This window comes from Variovorax sp. W2I14 (assembly GCF_050435205.1).
GTDB classification, from domain to species: domain Bacteria; phylum Pseudomonadota; class Gammaproteobacteria; order Burkholderiales; family Burkholderiaceae_C; genus Variovorax; species Variovorax paradoxus_C.
Map to the genome: position 1 here is coordinate 1,354,443 of NZ_JBNDJX010000001.1, position 21,526 is coordinate 1,375,968.

The following is a 21,526-nucleotide window of genomic DNA, read 5'->3' on the forward strand; positions in this document are numbered from 1 at the left end:
AGGGCATGCCGTGTCGGCGGAAGCCCCGTTCGCGCTCGCAGAATCCGCGGATGGCCGCGCCCTCCGCCACCTCCGCCGCCCTCGCCGCGCTGTTGCTCGCCGCCCTGGCCAGCGGCTGCGAACTCGGCGAACGCGACCTGCCCTACGGCGGCGCGCCCTCCGCCCAGCGCGTGGCGGGCCAGCGCCTGCTCGCGCAGTACCAGTGCGGCAGTTGCCATGCGATTCCCGGCGTGCCCATCGCACAGGGCGCGGTCGGCCCGCCGCTCAGCGCCTACGGACGGCGCAGCTACATCGCGGGCCACCTGCCGAACCGGCCCGACACGCTTGCGCAGTGGATCGTCGCGCCGGCCGCCCTGGTGCCCGGCACCGCGATGCCCGCCATGGGCGTGTCGCCGCAGGATGCGCGCGACATGGCGGCCTACCTGCTCGCGCTCGAATGAGCACCGCACCGTTGCCATCGCAATCGGCATTGCAGGCCGCGGGGCCGGTCGCCGACACGCTGCTCGGCGTCACCGGCCTGCTGGTGGGCGGCGCGGCGGTGATCTTCCTCGGCGTCATGGCGCTGCTGGTGTTCGCGGCGCGTCGGCACGACGGCACGCTGCATGCGCGGCTCTGGGTCATCGGCGGCGGCGTGGTGTTTCCGACCGTCGTGCTGGTCGCGCTCTTCGCGTACAGCGAATGGCACCGGCCGACCTGGCGGGCCGTGCCGCCGAAAGACGCGCTCATCGTCGGCATCACCGCGCACATGTGGTGGTGGGAGGTGCGCTACCGCGACCCGGCGACGGGCGCGGAGATCGCGACCGCCAACGAGATCCGCATTCCCGTCGGCCGGCCGGTGTACTTCGGCCTCGGCAGCGCCGACGTGATCCACAGCTTCTGGGTGCCGGCGCTCGGCGGCAAGATGGACATGCTGCCCGGCCGCGTGCAGCACCTGCTGCTGCAGGCCGACCGCCCCGGCACGTACCGCGGGCAGTGCGCCGAATACTGCGGCGAGCAGCATGCGCGCATGGCGCTGCATGTGGTGGCACAAGCGCCGGCCGAGTTCGATGCGTGGCTCGCGGCACAGGCGAAGCCGGCTGCGCCGCCCTCCTCCTCCTCTTCCTCTTCCTCTTCCTCTCCTGACATCGAACGCGGTCGCGAAGCCTTCCTCGCGAACCGCTGCAATGCCTGCCACACGGTGCGCGGCGTGAGCGAGGAAAGCCGCCTCGGCCCCGACCTCACGCACGTCGGCAGCCGGCTGTATCTCGGCGCGGGCACCGTGCCCAACAATGCCGAAAACCTCGCCGCGTGGGTCGCCCACACGCAGCAGCTCAAGCCCGGCGCGCGCATGCCTTCGTCGGGCGAGCGCATCGACGCGGCGACGCTGCAATCCATCGCGGCTTTCCTCGGGCAACTGAAATGACGCAGCCCACCGAACCACGCCCCGAACGTCCCGAAGGCGAACGCGAAGCGCTCGAACGCGCTTGGCGTGCGCCGCGCGGCTGGCAACTGCTCTCGGCGGTCAACAACACGCACATCGGCGTTTTCTACATCGTGACCGCGATGCTCTTCTTCGTGCTGGCCGGCATCCTCGCGCTGGTGATGCGCACGCAGCTCGCGGTGCCGGGCAACGACCTCGTAGGCGCGCAGACCTACAACCAGCTCTTCACGATGCACGGCACCGTGATGATGTTTCTCTTCGCGGTGCCGATCGTCGAGGCCATCGCGGTCTACCTGCTGCCGGGCATGCTCGGCGCGCGCGACCTGCCGTTCCCGCGGCTCTCGGCCTATGCGTTCTGGGCCTATGCGATCGGCGGGCTGGCCTTCTTCTGCACGATCTTCTTCGGTGAATCGCCCGACGGCGGCTGGTTCATGTACCCGCCGCTCACCAGCAAGGAGTTCTCGCCGGGACGCGGCGCCGACTGGTGGCTGCTGGGCATCGGCTTCATCGAGATCTCGGCCATCGCGGGTGCCATCGAGCTGATCATCGGCATCCTCTTCACGCGCGCGCCGGGCATGACGCTCATGCGCATGCCGGTGTTCGCATGGGCGATGCTGGTGAGCGCGCTGATGATCGTGTTCGCGTTTCCGGCGGTCATCGCGGCCACGATGCTGCTGGAACTCGAACGCGCCTTCGACTGGCCCTTCTTCATCGCCGCGCGCGGTGGCGACCCGGTGCTGTGGCAGCACCTGTTCTGGTTCTTCGGGCATCCGGAGGTCTACATCATCTTCCTGCCCGCGGCCGGCATGGTCTCGGTGATGGTGGCCACGCTCGCGCGCACGCCGCTGGTGGGCCACCGCGCGGTGGTGATGGCGCTCATCGGCGTGGGCGTGGTGAGCTTCCTGCTGTGGGCGCACCACATGTTCACCACCGGTCTTGGCAACCTCTCGATGCTGGTGGTGTCGGCCGCGAGCTTCATGGTGGCCATTCCGAGCGGGCTGCAGGTGTTCGCCTGGATCGCCACTTTCTGGCGCGGCCGCGTCACGCTCGATGCGCCCACGCTCTTCCTGCTGGGCTTTCACTTCATTTTCGTGCTGGGCGGGCTCACCGGCGTGATGGTGGCGGTGCTGCCCTTCGACTGGCAGGCGCACGACAGCTACTTCATCGTCGCGCACCTGCACTACGTGCTGATCGGCGGCATGGTGTTTCCGGTGTTCGCGGGCTTCTATTACTGGGCGCCGGTGTTCAACGGGCATCGCCTCTCGGAGCGCTGGGGCCGCTGGGTGTTCGGGCTGATGTTCGGCGGCTTCAACCTCGCGTTCTTCCCGATGCACATCGCGGGGCTCATGGGCATGCCGCGCCGCGTCTACACCTACCCGGGCGACCTGGGCTGGAATGGGCTCAACATGGCGTCGACCGTGGGCGCCTTCGTGCTCGCGGCGGGCGTGCTGCTGTTCTTCATCGACGCGGCGCGCACGCTGCGACGACCCGAAAAGGACCATGGCAATCCCTGGGGCGCGGGCACGCTCGAATGGCTGCCTGCGCGCGACTACGGCGTGCGCAGCATTCCTGAGGTGGATTCGCGCTATCCGCTGTGGCGCCAGCCAGCGCTGCCCGAAGAAGTCGAGGCCGGCCGGCACTGGCTGCCGGGCACCGTCTTCGGCGGGCGCGAAACGCTGGTTACCAGCATGCGCGATGCACGGCCCCTGCACCTGCTGCGCCTGCCGACCGATGGCTGGCCGCCGTTCGTCGCGGCGGTGGGCACGGCCGGATTCTTCCTGCTGCTGACCGTCTCGCAGGCGGTGCTCGCATTTGCGTTCGGACTGCTCGCGATCGTCGCCATCCTCTGGTGGCTGTGGGCGTCCGACCAGCCGCCGCCGACCGCCACCGCCGACGTGGGCCACGGCGTGCGCCTGCCGGTGAACGCCGCGGGCACGGCCTCGCATTCGTGGTGGGCGGTGATCGTGCTCATCGCGGTGGACATGACGATCTTCGTGTCCTTCCTGTTCACGCACGTGCACCTGTCGATGGCCGCCGAGGTGTGCCCACCGCCGGGTGCTGCATTACCGCCGCTGCAATGGCCGCTGGCGTCCGGCGTGTTGCTGCTGCTGGGCTCGGCCGCCATGGCGGTGGCCGTTCGAAGGCCGCTGCAGCCGCCCACGCAGCGCACGGTGCGATGGCTTGCGGGTCTTGCGATGCTCTCTGCCGCCTGTGCGCTCGGCTTCGACCTCACGGGCCACTGGCGCGCCGGCCTCGATCCGCGCGACGAGGCCTGGAGCGCGAGCGTCGGCATGCTGCTCGGCTACCAGGCCTTCCATGTCGCGGTGCTGCTGCTCATGGGCGGCTATGTGCTCGTGCGCTCATGGACCGGCAGGCTGCAGCCCGCCGCCCGTGCAACGCTCGACAACACGGCGCTGATGTGGCACTGCGTCACCGCGCAAGGCGTGCTGGGCGCGCTCACCGTGCAGCTGGTGCCGCGCGTGCTGGGCTGATCAGGACCGGGTTTGTTCGATCACCAGCGCCGCCCACGGCATGTGGCGGAAGGCGTCCGCCAGACGCACCGTGCGCGCACCGTCATCGACCGGAATGGATTCACCGGTCAGCAGGTTGCCAAGCGCCGCCGTGCCGAGCCCTTCGGGAAGGCGCACCGTCGTGCCGTTCCAAGCCGCGGCCGGCGGCAGCGTCGGCGCTGCTGCGGCGTCCGCCGATAGCCCGACGAACAACCGGCCCGCAAGGATCACCAGCGTCTGCCCTTCGTGCCGGCGCGCGAACGCCACGACATGCCGTGCCATCGGCCCTTCGACCACCAGCGGTTCGTAGCCGCCTTCGCGGAACAGCAGCGGATGCCGGCCCCTGAGCGACAGCAATCGCCAGATGAACCAGAGCTTCGCTCGCCCGTCGTGCGGCGCAGCGGCCAGGCCGCCGATGCGCGCGGCGAGCCCGTCCTGGTCGGCCATCGCATGCAGCCCATCGAGCTGCTGCTGGCGCAGCGCGTAGTCCACCGGCCGCCGGTTGTCGGGATCGACCAGGCTCAGTTCGATGAGTTCGCTGCCCTGGTAGAGGTCGGGCACGCCGGGCGAGCCGTACTTCAGCAGCGTGAGCGTGAGGCTGTTCCATGCGCCGAACCAGGCGAGCCGGTCCGCAAGCCGCTGGATGTCCGCAAGGCAACCGCCCTCCTTCGCATCGGCCAGCAGCTCGCGCACGAAGCCTTCGAGCGCGGCTTCGTAGTCGGCATCGGGATGCGACCAGCGCGTGCGCAGCTTGGCTTCGCGCGCGGCTTTCTGCATGTACTGCCAGATGCGGTCGGCGAAGGCCGGCGCGGTGGTGGCGTCCAGCCCGCCGAGCGGCAAGGCGCCCAGCAGCGTCTGGTACAGCAGGTATTCGTCGGCGCGCGACGGCGCCGCGCCGGTTTCCAGCTTCTTGCGCGCGCCGCGGCACAGGCCGTGCCAGCGGCTCAGTGCCTGCATCCATTCGTCGGGCATCTCCGAGAGCACGTCGATGCGGTTGCGCACGTCTTCGGAGCGCTTGTTGTCGTGCGTCGAGGTCGCGAGCATGGTGTGCGGCCAGCGCTTCGCTCGGTCGGCGCTGAGCGCATGGAAGGTCGCCACGTCGATGCCGAACTGGTCGGGCTCGCCGCCCACCTCGTTGAGCGAACTGAGCGGAAAGTAGCGGTAGAACGCCGTGTCTTCCACGCCCTTCGCCGCCACCGGCGCGCTGAACTGCTGGAAGCGGACCGCGAAGCGCCGCACCCGCTCGCCGAGCGCGGCCGGCGCCGAGGCGACCGCTTCGCCACGCAGCGCGCTGCGCACGAAGTCGAAGATGCTGCGGTCGGCATCGCCGCTCTGCCGCGCGGCCTCGTTCACGGCCTCGTCGATGAAGCGCTCGTCCTGCGCCGACGGGTGCTCGACGATGTAGGTCCGGTACACCGGCATGCACGCGCCGACCTCGGCCAGCGCGCGCCTCAGCGCATTGAGCGTGTAGTCGCGCGTGCTGCGGTCGGCCCGCGCGATGCGCAGCAGCTCGGTCGAAAGCACGTTCAGCTCCGACGACAGCGCATTGCGCATCACCTCGCGCCGACCGGCGCGCGACATCGAAGCGAAGTCCTCCGTCTCGCCGGTGAAGCGCTGCCATGCATGCAGCACGGCCGCCTCGGCGGCGGTGTCGACCAGCACGCCGTTCGCCACGTTGGCGAAGCGGTAGCCGGTGGTGCCGTGCACATGCCAGCTCTCGGGCACTTCCTCATGCGCGCCCGCGATCTTTTCGGCGACCACGTAAAGCGGCCGCGCGGGCCGGCCCTCTGCGTCGTGCGTCGGCAGCACCAGCCCGGCGCGCCGTGCGAAGCCTTCCTGGAGCTTGCGGAAATAGTCCGCCGGGTCGTAGAGCCCGTCAGGGTGGTCGATGCGCAAGCCGTCCACCGTGCCCGACGCCGCGAGGTCCAGCGCGAACGACTGCGTGGCCTCGAACACCTCGTCGCGCTCCATGCGCACCGCCGCGAGGTCGTTGATGTCGAAGAAGCGCCGGTAGTTGATCTCGTCCGCCGCCACGCGCCAATGCGCGAGCCGGAAGGCCTGCAGTTCGATGAGCCGGTGCAGCGCATCGCGCGTCTCGTGCGAGGCGAGGTTCAGCTCCGCCACCGAAGCGACGAGTGCCTCGGCAACCGCCGGATGGCGCTCCGCGAGGCGCGCGAGCCGGGCCTTGAGCAGTTCCTTGTCGCGCACGCGTTCGGCCTGCGCCTTCGGATCGCTCGTGTCCCGCGGCGGCAGGTGCCCGAACGCCGTCGAAAGGCTGGCGAGCCGCGCCGCCGCCGCCGCATCGCCGAGACGCGAGAGCGCCCGCTCCAGCACCACCGGATAGCTCTCCGGCGCAAGCGGAAACCGATGGTCGTAATAAGTGACAGCGAAGCTGCCCGTGGCGTCCTCGAAACGCAGCACCAGCTCGCCGTTGTCCAGCGCCTCGCCGTAATGCACGCCCAGCACCGGCAGCAGCACCTTGCCGGTCAGCTCGACATTGAGCGGATGCCAGTCGATGTCGAAGTGCTGCGCGAAGAGCGAGGCCGGGCCGTTCTCCAGCACGTCCATCCACCACGCGTTGTCGGCGCCGAACACGCCCATGTGGTTGGGCACCATGTCCAGCAGCTGGCCAAGGCCGTTGGCCTTCAGCGCCGCGACGAATCGTGCAAATCCTTCCTCGCCGCCGAGCTCGGGGTTCACCTCGGCATGCGCCACCACGTCGTAGCCGTGCATGCTGCCCGGCCGCGCGCGCTGGATCGGCGAGCAGTACACATGGCTCACCCCCAGCTTCGCGAGGTACGGCAGCACGCGGATCGCATCGTCGAAGCCGAAGTCCTTGTGGAACTGCAGCCGGTAGGTGGCGCGCGGCACGCGGGTCTGCAGGCCGGGCGATTCGCCTTCGCCAGCATCGATGCGGCGTGGCCGCGCCGCGCGCAGCGCCTGGCCCAGCCCGCGCATGCCGTCGCCGTCCGCCACCGCGGCGACCGGCTCGGGGAGCTTGCGCCGCCAGTTCGGATGCTGGTCCACCGTGCCGGGCATGTTGGCCTGCGCCACCACGCCGGCCACGTCTTCGAGCTGCACCATCAGCAGCGCCGAGGGCGTCGCGGCCAGGAAGGCATGCGCCGCTTCGACGAGGCGCGGCGATGGCCTCGCGAGCCCTGCGGCCTCTGCCGCCTCCTCGCGCGAGAGCAGTCCTGCGTGCTGCAAGGCCTGCATCAGTTCGATGCGTTCGCGCGCCCGGTCCATCAGCTGCTTGTCGAAGACGGCGGGGTCCGGGAACAGGTCGAGTGCCAGCCGTTCGCGCAGGTCGGCAGCGGTCCACCACCCTGCGAAGGTCGCGAGGTCGTGCGTGCTGATCGCAACCAGCGCGGCCGGCGGATAAGCCTCCGGCGGCTTGAAGCCGCCGTCATGCCGCTTCTCGAAATAGAGCAGCCGGTACGAGAGCACGTCGGCCCGGGCCAGCGCCTCGCGCACCGCGTCCTCGACGGTGCCGAGGTCTTCGCCCACGACCATGCAGCGGTGCCGGTGGCTTTCGATCGCGACGATGGCCAGCATCTCCTCGAGCGGGTAATACACGTACGCGCCCTCGCGCGCGCTGCGGCCCTGCGGAATCCAGAAGAGCCGCATCAGCCCCATCACGTGGTCGATGCGCAGTGCACCCGCGCCGCGCATGCCGGCGCGCAGCGTCTCGATGAAGAAGCGGTACCCGTCTTCACGCAGGCGGTCGGGCCGCAGCGGCGGCAGGCCCCAGCCCTGGCCGGCGGGGTTGAACTCGTCGGGCGGTGCGCCGACGCTGGCGCCGTCCGCGAACACCCGCTGCGCGCCCCAGGTGTCGGAGCCGGCGCGGTCGACCGACACCGCGAGGTCCACATACAGGCCGACGCCCATGCCGAGCGCTTCGCAGCGCGCCGCCACCCGCGCCAGTTGGCGCGTCGCGAGCCATTGCAGGTACTGGTGGAACTGCACGCGCTGTGCGTGCGCCACGGCGAAGGCGGTCACTTCGGCGGAATCGGCGTCGCGGTAGGCCGCGGGCCAGTCGTGCCAATCCCACGCGCCGCCTTCGGTCTCGAGAAAGTGGGCCTGCAGCGTTTCGAACAGCGCGTGCTGCCGCAGCGCCTCGCCGCGCTCCGCGACGAAGGCCAGGAACGCCCGGCCTTCCTCGCTGGGCGCGCCCTCGGCGGGCAGGTGCCGCGCGCAGAAACCGCCGAAGAGCAAGGCCAGCACTTCGAACTTGGCCTGGGCCACGCCGGCGTAGTCGACCAGCGGGGTCGCGCGCAGTGCCGCGAGCCGTGCCTGGAAGTCGGGCGAATGCACCCGGTCGCGGGCCGGCGCGCAGTCCGCGAAGCCGTCGACCGCCTCCACGTCGATGTAGAGCACATTGAGTTGCTGGCGCGACGACGGGCTGTACGGGCTCGCGTTCGACGGCGTGCTCGCGAACAGCGCGTGCAGCGGGTTGAGGCCGATCACGTCGGCACCCTGCGCCGCCATGCGCACCGCGAGGTCTTCCAGATCGCCGAAATCGCCGATGCCCCAGTTGCGCGGCGAGCGCAGGCTGTAGAGCTGCACCGCCGTGCCCCAGACGCGGCCGCCCTCGCGCACCGCGGGGGGGCGATAGCAGTGGCCCGGCGTGGCGAGCAGCAGCGTTTCGCCGCGCAGGCCTTCGATGCGCAGCCGGTGATAGCCGGCTTCGAGCGCGAGCGGCACATGCAGCACGCGTTCGCACAGCAGCATCCCGTTGATCTCGCTGCGGCCGTTTTCGTGGAGCGTGTCGGCATCGATCTCGCCCTCGACTTCCCGTCCGTGCTCGTCGCCGATCCGCCAGCGCAGCCGGCCCATCGACGCCGGCACCCGCAGCGTCACCGACCATGCGGGATTGCCGGCCTGCACGACCTGCACCGGAGGCAGTGCCTCGGCCCAGCGCGCACGGCGTGCTGCATCGAGTGCACGGCCTGCATCGCCCGTGTTCTCGAGCTTCACGCCGAACTCGGCGAGCAGCGCGACGAGGCTCTGTGCGGAGACTTCGCACCGCACGCCGAAAGCGTCGAAATAACCTGTCGCAATGCCGAAGTGTTCGCACAACCGCCCGAGATCGCCGCCGACCGGGCCGTGGTTCGCCTCATCCACCATGCACTGCCTCCAGCGTCACATGCACCGCGCCGCGCGCGAGTTGCCGTGCGCCTTCATGGCCGCCAACGCCATCGCTGTGAATCGTCTCGCCGGGCGGCATCTCCACGCCCTCTGCCGGTTCGGCGCCGAAGTGGGCCAGCATGTGCAGCCGCAACGGCGGCGCGCCATCGGCGGCGGGCCCGAGGTCCCACTGCACGCGCAGCGTGTCGTACTCGCAGCGGAAGGTGCCCGCGCCGGCCATGCCCGCAAGGTGCGGAACGATTCGCTTGTGGCGCAGGTCCAGCAGCTGCTGCACCTCGCAGAGCCGCGAGAAATGCGCGCGTGTGCCGCGCTCGCGCCAGCGCAGCTTCGAGGCGAGAAAGGTCGCCTCGGCATTCGGATCGGGAATGCGCGCACGGGCCGCTTCGTCCTTGAAGGCTGCGAAGCCGCCGAACTCCGAGCGCCGCCCTTCGGACACCGCGTTCGCCAGCTCCGGGCCGAAGTCGCAGAAATACTGAAACGGCGTGGAGGCCGCGAACTCGTCGCCCATGAAGAGCATCGGCACATGCGGCGACAGCAGCAGGCAGGCCATGGCCGCGCGCACCAGCACCGGGTCGCCCAGCGCGTGGATGCGCTCGCCGAATGCGCGGTTGCCGACCTGGTCGTGCGTCTGCAGGAACGACACGAAAGCCTGCGGCGGCAGGCCAGTGCTCGGCTCGCCGCGCGGCTCGCCCTGGCGGAACGCCGAAGCCTGCCCCTGGTAGATGAAGCCCTCGGCCAGTGCGAGCGCGAGGCGCCGCCCCGGCTCGTCGGCGTAGTCGATGTAGTAGCCGTCGCGCTCGCCGGTGGCCAGCACATGCACCGCATGGTGCAGGTCGTCGTTCCATTGCGCGGTGCCGGCCACGGGCTGGCCGCGGCCGTCGCGCGCGAGCATCGACGCCTGGTTGGTCTCGTTCTCCAGCACCAGGTGCACATGGCGTTCCCGCCCCGGACCGGCATCGATCGCCTCGCGGATCTCGCGCACGATGTGCGGCCGGGTCTCGTCGTGGATCGCGTGAATCGCGTCCATGCGCAGGCCGTCGAAGCGGAACTCCTCGATCCAGTAGAGCGCGTTGTGCACGAAGAAGTCGCGCACCGTGCGCGATTGCGGCCCGTCGAAGTTGATCGCCGCGCCCCACGGCGTCTGCTTGCCGGCGTTGAAGAACTCGGGGCAGTAGGCGTGCAGGTAGTTGCCCTCCGGGCCGAAGTGGTTGTAGACCACGTCGATCAGCACCATCAGGCCGAGCGAGTGCGCCGTGTCGACCAGCGCCTTCAATTCGTCGGGCGTGCCGTACGAGGCATCGGGCGCGTAGTGCAGTACGCCGTCGTAGCCCCAGTTGCGCCGGCCCGGGAAATCCGCGAGCGGCATGATTTCGATGGCTGTGATGCCGAGTTCGGCGAGCGCGCCCAGCCGCTCGCGGGCGGCGTTGAAGGTGCCCTCGTCGGTGAAGGTGCCGACGTGCATCTCGTAGACCACCGCCTCTTCCCATGGCCGGCCGCGCCAGCCGTCGTCGGTCCATGCGAACCGTGCCGGGTCGATCACCAGGCTCGGGCCGTGCACGTCGTCGGGGTTGCAGCGCGAGGCCGGGTCGGGCACGCGCGTGCCGTCGGCGAGGCGGTAGCTGTAGCGGTCGCCGGGCTTGGCGCTCGGCACCGTCAGGCGATGCCAGCCGCCATCGCGGGTCATCGCGCGAGACTCGGATTGGTGTTCCAGCACGATGGTTTCCGCGGACGGCGCCCAGAGCGCGAACGCCACGCCGTCGGCCTGCACCGTGGCGCCGAACGGCATGCGATGCGAATGGCTGCTCATTGGTTGACCTCCGCGCTTCGCGCTGCGGCATTCGCCTTGGGGGCGGCCCGGCGGCTCATGGCCGCACATCCGGCCGGCTCATCACGACGAGCGAGCGGCATTGCAGCGGATAGGCCGGCTCGGCCCAGGCCGGCGCGAGCGAGGCTGCGTCCTCGGTCGTGGGCGGCGGCGAATTGCTCGCGGTGTCCACCAAGAGCCGCCATGAACCATGCGGCGCCGCGGGCAGCGTGAAAGCGATCTCGTCGTGGTGCGCATTCATCAGCACCAGGAAGTCGTCGTCGTGCTGTGCCTCGCCGCGCGGGCCGCGGTCGGCGATGCCGCCGCCGGGGATGTACATCGCGATGCAGCGGGCGTTGGTGTCGTTCCAGTCTTCGGGCCGCATCTCCTGGCCGTCGGGCTTGAGCCAGTAGACGTCGGTCACGGTCTCGCCCTCGGCCGGCTTGCCCGCGAAGAAAGTGCGGCGGCGGAACGACGGGTGCGCGCGGCGCAGCGCCACCACGCGCTCCACGAAGGTCGCGAGCGCCAGGCGTTCGGGCGTGGGCGTCCAGTCGAGCCAGCCGAGCTCGTTGTCCTGGCAATAGACGTTGTTGTTGCCCTGCTGCGTGTGGCCGCGCTCGTCGCCCGCCAGCAGCATCGGTACGCCTTGCGACAGCAGCAGTGTGGCGAGCAGGTTGCGCTTCTGGCGCTCGCGCAGGGTCACCACCTCGGGGTCGTCGGTCGGCCCCTCGACACCGCAGTTCCACGACACGTTGTGGCTGTTGCCGTCGCGGTTGTCTTCGCCGTTGGCCTCGTTGTGCTTGTCGTTGTACGAGACCAGGTCGTGCAGCGTGAAGCCGTCGTGCGCGGTGATGAAGTTGATGCTGGCGCTGGGCCGCTTGCCCGACCAGCCGTACAGGTCCTCGGAGCCGGTGACGCGCTTGGCCACCTCGCCGATGAGTCCGCCGTCGCCTTTCCAGAACCCGCGCAGGCCATCGCGGTACTGGTCGTTCCACTCGGCCCAGCCGAGCGGGAAGTTGCCCACCTGGTAACCGCCGTGGCCCAGGTCCCACGGCTCGGCGATGAGCTTCACTCGGTTGAGCGTCGGGTCCTGACGGATCGCATCGAAGAAGCCGCCGAGGTTCTCGACCTTGCCCGATTCGCGCGCGAGCGCCGAGGCCAGGTCGAAGCGGAAGCCGTCCACGTGCATTTCCTCGGCCCAGTAGCGCAGCGAATCCATCACCAGTTGCAGCGCATGCGGATGCTCCAGGTTCACCGTGTTGCCGCAGCCGGTGAAGTCGTCGTAGTAGCGACGGTTCTCGGCATTGACGATGTAGTACGAGGCGTTGTCCACGCCGCGCATCGAGAGCGTCGGCCCGAGCTGGTTGCCCTCGCAGGTGTGGTTGTAGACCACGTCCAGGATCACCTCGATGCCCGCGGAGTGCAGCGTCTTCACCATGGTCTTGAACTCCTTCACCTTGCCCGAGGCGCTGTAGCGCATTTCGGGGGCGAAGTAGCCGAAGGTGTTGTAGCCCCAGTAGTTCTGCAGGCCCTTCTCGGCGAGATGTCGGTCGTTCAGGAAGCTGTGCACCGGCAGCAGTTCGACCGTCGTCACGCCCAGGCGCTTGAGGTAGTCGACCACCGGCGCGCAGCCGAGGCCGGCGTAGGTGCCGCGCAGTTCGGTCGGCACGTCGGGGTGCGTCATGGTGAAGCCGCGCACGTGCATTTCGTAGATCACCATGTCCTGCCACGGCACCGAGGGGCGGCGGTCGTCGCCCCAGGTGAAGGCGGTTTCCAGCACGCGGCCCTTGGGCATCAGCGGTGCGCTGTCGCGGCGGTCGAAGGAGAGGTCTTCGCGCTTGCTGCCGACCGTGTAGCCGTAGAGCGCATCGCCCCAGCGCAGGTCGCCCACCAGGTCTTTCGCATAGGGGTCGAGCAGGAGCTTGTGGGCGTTGAAGCGATGGCCCTCTTCCGGCTTGTAGGGGCCGTGCACCCGGTAGCCGTAGGCCTGGCCCGGGCGCGCCTCGGGCAGGTAGCAGTGCCACACGCCGTCGGTGCGCTCGCGCAGCGGAATGCGCTGCAGCTCATGGCGGCCGCGCTCGTCGAAGAGGCACAGCTCGACCTGGGTGGCGTGTTGAGAGAACAGTGCGAAGTTCACGCCCTCCCCGTCCCAGGTGGCGCCTCGCGGATAAGGCCGGCCCGGCCAGATGGCGGTGATCGTCGGATTGGTTTTTCGTGTCATTCAGGAAGCCGGTGTTTCAGTCGTTCGTGCAGTCGTTTGTTCGGTCATTTGTTCAGCGTTCGCTCTTCATCGGTTCAGCGCGGCGGCCGGTCGCTGTCGAATCGCGGAGGGGTTCCCACAGGGGTCACGCCGGGCGTCGGCGCCTTGCTGTCCTTGATCTGCCTGGGCCACCAGCGCTCGATCTGCGCCTTCGCCCAGTCCTTGCCGGCAAGCCCGAATGCCAGGGCCAGTGCAAAAACCACGCCCGCCAGGATCACCAGGAAGCTCTCGCGGATGATGTCGCCGCCCACCTTGATCTGGTCGAGCGCAATCAGGATCACGAAGGCCATCACCGCGTACTGCGCGACCTTGCCGAACGCCACCGCGTCCTGCATCCTCACGCCGCGGAAATAACTGGACACCGCCTCGCCCACGAAGCGCGCGAAGTACGAGCCGAAGGCCAGCACCAGGAGCGCCACGAACACGTTCGGCACGAACCAGACGATGCGCCCCAGGAGGTCCGCGATGTAGCTCAGGCCCATGCCGTTGAAGGCGATGAGCAGCGAGGCCAGGATCACCAGCCAGTAGGTGAGGATGCCGAACACGCTGCTCGTGTCGCCTGCGAGGCCCCCCTGGCGCAGGAAGTTGTCGAGGCCCGCGCGCTCGGTGAGCACGTTGAAGTTGATGGCGCGCAGCGCCTTGGTCACCGCGAAGCGCGCCGCCTTCGCGACGAGCCAGCCGGCGACGACCACCACCAGCCCGATCAGGAGACGCGGAATGAAGGCGCCGACCTGGTAGAGGATGGCGCGCAGCGGCTCCAGGTGAATGCCGAAATTTTCCATGTGTGTTCTTCCTCGATGTCGTGTTGTGTGTGGCGTGCGTTCGTGTCGTGTCGCCGGATCAGCCGCGGGCCGGCCGGATCAGCGCGAGCACGCCGTGCAGCGGGACCTGTGCCCAGTCGGTGCGGTTGTTGAGCTCGTAGCGCAGCTCGTACAGCGCCTTGTCGAGTTCGAACAGCGCGAGCAGTTCGGTGTCCACCGCATCGCCGTAGCCGGCCAGGAAGGCAGCGCGCGTGGCCTGTTCCCAGGCGATGGCCGGTGCGGCGAGGCGCTCGGCCTCCTCCGGGCTCTGCGCCACCCGGCGCAGTGCCGACCAGCGCGCGTAGTTGAACGAGCGCAGCATGCCCGCCACGTCGCGCAGCGGCGAGCCCTTGGTGCGGCGCTCGTCGAAGGTGCGCGCGGGCTCGCCCTCGAAGTCGATGATGACGAAGTCGTTGTCCTTCACCAGCACCTGGCCGAGGTGGTAGTCGCCGTGGTAGCGGGTCTTGACGCCCACGCCCTCCACCGGCCGGCGCGACGCGATGCCGGCCTGCAGCGCATCGGCCGCTTCGAGCAGCGTGCGCGCATCGGCCTGCGCGGCGCCCGGCAGCAGGTCGATGCGGTCGCGCAGCAGCGCGAGCGTGGCGGTGGCGTCCTCGGCCGCATGCGCCTTGAAGCCCGCGTGGTCGGCCGGGGCGAGCGGCTCGGGGTCGAAGGCCGCGGCGCCGGTGCGCGTGGCGAGCGCGCGGTGCAGCTCGGCCGTGCGCCGGCCCAGCGTGGCCATGAGCGCGAGGAAGCCGCCGTGCACGTCGGCCACCTCCGTCGCCTCGGGCGCGTTGCCGTCGGTGGTGGCCACGTCGCGCAGGAACCGTTCGAGGTACCCCAGCGTGTAGTCCCAGCCGTCGCCCTGGTTGGCCATGTAGCTCTGCACCATCGCCAGCGTCATGGTGCGGCCGTCGTGGGTCATGTACTCCAGCGCGCCGAGCACCGGCACGCAGTTCGGGTAGCGCGCCACCTCGGTGAGGAAGCGGCCCATCTCCAGCTCGGGGTTGATGCCCTCGCGCACGTGGCGATAGCCCTTGAGGAACAGCGTTTCGTCCAGCGTGACCACCGTGTTGCTGCTCACGCCGCTCGGGCGGCCGACCGGCAGCGCGTCGATGTCGACCGCCATCTCCGCAAAGGCCGCCGTCGGCTTGAACACCAGCTTGCCGTTGGCCGTGGGCAACTCGGCGCCGTTGCCGATGGTGCGCACCAGCTCGCGGCAGAAGGCCTCGTCGTAGAAGGCATCGCCCATCAGGCCGACCTGCGCCTGCTGGCGGATGCGCGCGATCGCGGCTTGCGCCACGCCGGCCATGCGCTCCTCGTCGCGCTCTTCCCACGCCAGCGCGAGCGGCATGAAGTAAGTGGCGCCGCCGGGCGGACCGTCCAGATCGAGCAGCGGCAGCAGCCAGCTCTGACCGTTGGCCTCCCACACGGCGTGGTCGACCACCCGCGCGCGGCGGATGGCCGTGCCCTTGGAGGCATACCAGCGCTGAATCTCGATGTGGCGCGGCAGCGTCTCCAGTTCGAACTGGGTGCGCATGCGCTCGGACATGCCGATGCGCCACGGCATCACCCGCTCGCGGAAGAAGCTGGTCCAGCCGTCGAACAGCACCAGCGTGGGCCACTCCTGCAGCGCCACGCCCTCCTGATGCCAGCTGGGCGCATCGGCCTCGGCCGTGAGCTTGAACCAGTAGAAGCCGTACGAGGCCAGCGTGAGCAGGTACGGCAGCTCGCCGATGGGCGGGAACGGCGCGCGGCCCAACATCTCGATGGGCACGAAGCCCTTGAACTCCGACAGGTCCAGCTCCACCGGCTGCGCGGCGCGCGAGAGGTTGAACACGGTGAGGATCACGTCGCCGTCGTACTCGCTCAGGTACGCGAGGATCTTGCGGTTGCCCGGCTTCAGAAAGCGCCGCTTGCCGCGGCCGAAGGCATGGCTGGTCTTGCGCACCGCGAGCATGCGCTTGGTCCAGTTCAGCAGCGAGCTGCTGTCGCGCGCCTGCGTCTCCACGTTCAGGGCCTCGTAGCCGAACATCGGGTCCATGATCGGCTGCAGGTACAGGCGCTGCGGGTCGGCGCGCGAGAAGCCGGCGTTGCGGTCGGGGCTCCACTGCATCGGCGTGCGCACGCCGTTGCGGTCGCCCACGAACACGTTGTCGCCCATGCCGATCTCGTCGCCGTAGTAGATGATCGGCGAGCCCGGCATCGACAGCAGCATGCCGTTCATGAGCTTCACGCGATCGAGGTCGTTTTCCATCAGCGGCGCCAGGCGCCGGCGGATGCCCAGGTTGATGCGCGCGCGCATGTCGGCCGCGTACATGGTGTACATGTAGTCGCGCTCCTTGCTGGTCACCATCTCGAGCGTGAGTTCGTCGTGGTTGCGCAGGAAAATCGCCCACTGGCAGCCCTCGGGAATGTCGGGCGTCTGCGCCATGATTTCCACGATCGGGTGCCGGTCTTCCTGCGCGATGGCCATGTACATGCGCGGCATCAGCGGGAAGTGATACGCCATGTGGCATTCGTCGCCGTCGCCGAAGTATTCGCGCACGTCCTCGGGCCACATGTTGGCCTCGGCCAGCAGGAAGCGGTTCTTGTACTGCGCGTCGATGGCCGCGCGCAGCTGCTTGATGACCGCATGCGTCTCGGGCAGGTTCTCGTTGCTGGTGCCGTCGCGCTCCACCAGGTAGGGAATGGCGTCCAGGCGGAAGCCGTCCACGCCCATGTCGAGCCAGAACTTCATCGTCTTCAGGATGGCTTCCATCACCGCCGGGTTGTCGAAATTCAGGTCCGGCTGGTGGCTGAAGAAGCGGTGCCAGAAGTACTGCTTGGCGACCGGGTCCCAGGTCCAGTTCGAGGTTTCGGTGTCGGTGAAGATGATCCGCGTGCCCTGGTAGATCTGGTCGGTGTCGCTCCACACATAGAAGTTGCGCTCGGGCGAACCGGGCGGCGCCAGGCGCGCGGCCTTGAACCACGGGTGCTCGCTCGAGGTGTGGTTGATGACCAGTTCGGTGATGACGCGCAGGCCCCGCTTGTGCGCCTCGGCCAGCATCTCGCGGAAATCGTCCAGCGTGCCGTACTGCGGATGCACGTCCTCGTACTCGGAGATGTCGTAGCCGTCGTCCCGCAGCGGCGACGGGTAGAACGGCATCAGCCAGATGGTGTTGACGCCCAGCTCCTTCACATAGTCGAGCTTGGCGGTCACGCCCTTGAAGTCGCCCATGCCGTCGTTGTTGGAGTCGAAGAAGGCCTTGACGTTGAGTTGGTAGATCACCGCGTCGCGGTACCACAGCGGATCGTCGCTGTTGTCGATCTCGACGGTTTCAAGCGCGATGTGGGAGACGGGTGCATTCATGGGCGACAAACCTTCCTTCGTTTCTTTGTTGTTTCTCGGCTTCTCGGCTTCTTGGCTTCTTGGCTACAGGAAGTAGTCGAAGTCGCGCTCGTCGCCATGGCGGCGGCGCACCACGAAGATGTGCGCCGGCACGCTGTGCGGATCAAGGCGCACGTAGTGCCAGTCGCCCTGCCAGGTGAAGCGCTGGCCGCTCAGCAGGTCGTGCATCTGGAACGGCTGCCCGTCCTTCACGCCCACGCTCCCGGGCTCCAAGCCGACCCAGCCCCACTGGGCGTTGTGCGGATCGAGGTTGACCACGGTGACCACCACGTTGTCGCCGTCCGGCGATGCCTTGGCATAGGCGAGCAACTGGTCGTTGTCCACATGCAAAAAACGCAGGCCCCGGTCGCGCTGCAGCGCCGGGTTTTCGCGGCGGATGCGGTTCACCCGCGCGATGAAAGGCGCAAGGCTGGCGGGGTCGTCGTGATTCCAGTGGCGAAGCTGGTACTTCTCGGAGTCGAGGTACTCCTCGCTGCCCGGGCTGCGCGGCAGGTGCTCGCGCAGTTCGTAGGCCGGCCCGTAGATGCCGTAGTTGGCCGCGAGCGTGGCGGCCAGCACGAGGCGCGACATGTAGACCGCGGGCTCGCCGGTCTGCAGTTGCTCGTGCAGGATGTCCGGCGTGTTCGGCCAGGCATTGGGGCGGAAGTAGTCGATGCCGGGCGCGGTCGAGAGTTCGGTGAAGTACGCCTGCAGCTCCTCTTTCGTGTTGCGCCAGGTGAAATAGGTGTAGCTCTGGGAGAAGCCCAGCTTCGCGAGCCGGTGCATCACCTTCGGCCGGGTGAAGGCTTCGGCCAGGAAGATGGTGTCGGGGTGCTCGCGCTTCACTTCGCCGATGACCCACTCCCAGAACGGGAAGGCCTTGGTGTGCGGGTTGTCCACGCGGAAGATGCGCACGCCCTCCCCGATCCAGTGGTCGAACACGCTCTTGAGTTCAGCCCAGAGGCCGCGCCAGTCCTCGCACTCGAAGTTGAACGGGTAGATGTCCTGGTACTTCTTGGGCGGGTTCTCCGCGTACTGCACCGTGCCGTCGGGCCGCCAGCGGAACCAGTCGGGGTGCGCCTTCACGTAGGGATGGTCGGGCGCGCACTGGAAGGCGATGTCGAGCGCGATCTCCAGCCCATGGTCCGCCGCGCGCGCGAGCAGGTGCCGAAAGTCTTCTTCGGTGCCGAGCGCCGGCAGGATCGACTTGTGCCCGCCCTCGGCCGCGCCGATGGCCCAGGGGCTGCCCACGTCGTCGGGCCCGGCTTCGAGCGCGTTGTTCGGTCCCTTGCGCTGCATGCGGCCCACGGGATGGATCGGCGGGAAATACAGCACGTCGAAGCCCATTGCGGCAATGGCGGGCAGGCGCGCCTCCACGTCCCTGAAAGTGCCGTGCACGCCGGGCACGGTGCCGGCCGAGCGCGGAAAGAGCTCGTACCAGGTGCTGAAGCGCGCGCGCTCGCGGTCGGCCACCAGCGGCAGTTCGACCGAGTGGCGCACCGCATGCCGGCGGTCGGGGTGGCGGCGCACCAGATCGGCGTATTCGTCGTCCAGCGCCAGCGCCTTGAGCGATGTCACGTCCGCACCTGGGTTGGCGGCCGTGGCATCGAGTTCAGTGGCCCAGCGCTGCAGCTCGGCGCGGTCGCTGCCCTCGGCGCGGGCAGCCGCGGCGGCGATTTCCAGCGCGCCGACCTGCGCGGCGATGCGCACGTCCTGCGGATCGACGCGGCGCGTCATCTCGTGGCGCCACGACTCGAAGGGATCGACCCACGCGACCACCGTGTAGACGTAACGGCCCACCGACGGCGGGGAGAACGCGGCCTCCCACACGTCGTTGACCAGCGGCTTCATCGGCACCTCGCGGAATTCCTTCTGGTTCTGGTCTTGCGCGCGCCAGCACAGCTGCACGCGCAGCACGTCGTGGCCGTCGGTGAAGCAATGCGCGCGCACCGTCACGCGCTCGCCCGCCACGCACTTGACGGCGAAGCGGCCGTTGTCCACGTTGGGCAGCACCGCGTCGATGACCGCGCGCGAGGCGCCGTGGTCGAAGCCGATGCCGGCGCCGTCGAGGGCGCCCGCGGCGGCGAGCGGCTTGGTCGAGAAAATGTTCTTCATCAGGGCCGGTGCTCCAGGATCAGCGTGGACAAGGGCGGCAAGGTGATGCACACCGATTGCCTGTGTCCGTGGGAACGCACGGGCGCCGCCTCGACGCCCCCGAAATTGCCCCAGCCCGCGCCGCCGAACTCCGTGGCGTCGGTGTTGATCACCTCGCGCCAGTGGCCGCCCAGCGGCACGCCGAGCAGGTAGTTGGTGCGCGGCACCGGGGTCATGTTGCTCACCACGAGCAGCGGCGGGCTGCCGTCGGCGGCCTTGCGCAGGAACGCGAACACGCTCTGCGCCTCGTCGTTGGCCGTGACCCATTCGAAGCCCGACGAGGAGAAGTCGACCTGGTGCAGCGCCGGCGCCGCGCGGTACACGCGGTTGAGCTGCGCCACAAGGCGCTGCACACCGCCGTGCCCTTCCTGCTCGCACACCCACCATTCGAGTTCGCCGTCGTGCGTCCACTCGCGGCGCTGGCCGAACTCGCCGCCCATGAAGAGCAGCTTCTTGCCCGGGTGCGCCCACATGAAGCCGTAGAGCGCCCGCAGGTTGGCGAACTGCTGCCAGGTGTCGCCGGGCATCTTGTTGATGAGCGAACCCTTGCCGTGCACCACCTCGTCGTGCGAGAGCGGCAAGACGAAGTTCTCGTGGAAGGCATACACCAGTGAGAAGGTCAGCTTGTGGTGGTGGTACTTGCGGTTGACCGGGTCCTCTTTCATGTAGGCCAGCGTGTCGTGCATCCAGCCCATGTTCCATTTCTCGCCGAAGCCCAGGCCGTCCATATCGGTGGGGCGCGAGACGCGCGGCCAGGCGGTCGATTCCTCGGCCACGGTGACGGTGTCGGGGTGCTCGCGATAAACGGCGCGGTTCAGCGTCTGCAGGAAGTCGATGGCTTCCAGGTTCTCGCGCCCGCCGTGGCGGTTGGGAATCCATTCACCGTGCTTGCGCGCGTAGTCGAGGTAGAGCATCGAGGCGACCGCGTCCACCCGCAGGCCATCGAGGTGGTACAGGTCGAGCCAGAACAGGCCCGACGACACCAGGAAGCTGCGCACCTCGGGCCGGCCGTAATTGAAGATGCTCGAGCTCCACTCGGGATGGAAGCCCTGGCGCGGATCGGCATGCTCGTACAGGTGCGTGCCGTCGAAGTAGCCCAGGCCGTGCTCGTCGGTCGGAAAGTGCGAGGGCACCCAGTCCAGCAGCACGCCGATGCCCTGCTGGTGCAGGTGGTCCACGAGGTACATGAAGTCCTGAGGCGAACCGAAGCGCGCGGTGGGCGCGAAGTAGCCGGTGGTCTGGTAGCCCCACGAGCCGTAGAACGGATGCTCGGTCACCGGCATGAGCTCCACATGCGTGAAGCCCATCTTCGTCACGTAGTCGGCCAGCTGGTGCGCGATCTCGCGGTAGCCGAGGAACTGGCCGTCCTTGCGGCGCCATGAGCCCAGGTGCACTTCGTACACCGACTGCGGCGCATCGAGCGCATTGAAGGGCCCGCGGTTGGCCATCCATTCCGCATCGCCCCACTTGTACGAAAGCTCGCAGATGCGCGATGCGGTGGCGGGCGGCGGCTCGGCGCTGAAGGCGACCGGGTCGGCCTTGTCGACCGTGTAGCCGCCATGGCGCGAACGGATGCGGTACTTGTAGGCCTGCCCGATGGCGGCGTGCGGCGCATGCCCGCGCCAGATGCCCGTGCCGTCGGGGCTGGGCTGCAGCGGATCTGCGTCGCCGGACCAGTAGTTCCAGTCGCCGACCACCGAAACCGATTCCGCGTTCGGCGCCCACACCGCGAAGTGGGCTCCGCCCTCTTCCTGCGGATGACAACCCAGCAAGTCATACAGGCGGGAGTGGGTCCCTTCCCGAAAAAGATAAGCGTCTCGCTCGCCCTGGAGTGAATGGTTCAACGGCACCGGCGTTCCTTGCATTGAATGGCCCGCGGAACGGTTGTTCAAGGAACGACGCTGGCCTCCGCATGGCTGCCACCAATTTGCAAGAACGAATGGCGTCGCGGTTACGGCCTCTGCCCCCTCGCCGTGTCGGAGAGCTGCCCGAGCAGTGCACTGCAATGGCGTGCAACGCCGCGCGCTGCTTCGAATGAAACGGCTTCCCGTAAACCTCGG

At 68.8% G+C, this 21,526-nt stretch carries 10 protein-coding genes; 3 read left to right on the plus strand and 7 right to left on the minus strand.

What is annotated here, in order from left to right; genetic code table 11:
- Positions 1-50: 50 nt before the first annotated feature.
- The 3 genes from QF040_RS06370 to ctaD are packed head-to-tail and all read left to right on the plus strand — an operon-like array spanning position 51 to position 3,912.
- Positions 51-440, plus strand: a complete 390-nt coding sequence (locus tag QF040_RS06370) for a c-type cytochrome (protein ID WP_306879433.1) — start codon at positions 51-53, stop codon at positions 438-440.
- Positions 437-1,402, plus strand: coding sequence for a cytochrome c oxidase subunit II (gene coxB / locus QF040_RS06375; RefSeq protein WP_429610313.1), 966 nt, complete (start codon positions 437-439; stop codon positions 1,400-1,402). The genes QF040_RS06370 and coxB overlap by 4 nt, the downstream gene beginning before the upstream one ends.
- A complete protein-coding gene (gene ctaD, locus QF040_RS06380) occupies positions 1,399-3,912 on the plus strand; it encodes a cytochrome c oxidase subunit I (protein ID WP_429610314.1) in 2,514 nt (837 codons plus the stop codon). Before coxB ends, ctaD begins: the two co-directional genes overlap by 4 nt.
- Here the strand turns inward: ctaD and QF040_RS06385 are convergent, their stop codons facing one another.
- From QF040_RS06385 to glgB, 7 genes are all read right to left on the minus strand, one after another.
- A complete protein-coding gene (locus tag QF040_RS06385; RefSeq protein WP_429610315.1) occupies positions 3,913-9,057 on the minus strand; it encodes a malto-oligosyltrehalose synthase in 5,145 nt (1,714 codons plus the stop codon).
- Complete coding sequence (gene treZ / locus QF040_RS06390; RefSeq protein WP_429610316.1) at positions 9,047-10,885, minus strand: malto-oligosyltrehalose trehalohydrolase; 1,839 nt, start codon at positions 10,883-10,885, stop codon at positions 9,047-9,049. The genes QF040_RS06385 and treZ overlap by 11 nt, the downstream gene beginning before the upstream one ends.
- A 55-nt stretch (positions 10,886-10,940) precedes the next feature.
- Complete coding sequence (gene glgX, locus QF040_RS06395) at positions 10,941-13,103, minus strand: glycogen debranching protein GlgX (protein ID WP_429610317.1); 2,163 nt, start codon at positions 13,101-13,103, stop codon at positions 10,941-10,943.
- A 74-nt stretch (positions 13,104-13,177) separates the two neighbouring features.
- Entirely contained in the window at positions 13,178-13,924 is a 747-nt protein-coding gene (locus QF040_RS06400; protein ID WP_429610318.1) for a mechanosensitive ion channel family protein, read from the minus strand.
- A 58-nt stretch (positions 13,925-13,982) separates the two neighbouring features.
- Entirely contained in the window at positions 13,983-17,294 is a 3,312-nt protein-coding gene (gene treS, locus QF040_RS06405; RefSeq protein ID WP_429610319.1) for a maltose alpha-D-glucosyltransferase, read from the minus strand.
- 63 nt (positions 17,295-17,357) lie between these two features.
- Positions 17,358-19,427, minus strand: coding sequence for an alpha-1,4-glucan--maltose-1-phosphate maltosyltransferase (locus tag QF040_RS06410; protein ID WP_429610320.1), 2,070 nt, complete (start codon positions 19,425-19,427; stop codon positions 17,358-17,360).
- Positions 19,427-21,331: a 1,4-alpha-glucan branching protein GlgB gene (gene glgB, locus QF040_RS06415; RefSeq protein ID WP_429610321.1), complete on the minus strand. Its 1,905-nt coding sequence runs from the start codon at positions 21,329-21,331 to the stop codon at positions 19,427-19,429. Before glgB ends, QF040_RS06410 begins: the two co-directional genes overlap by 1 nt.
- Positions 21,332-21,526 lie beyond the last annotated feature (195 nt).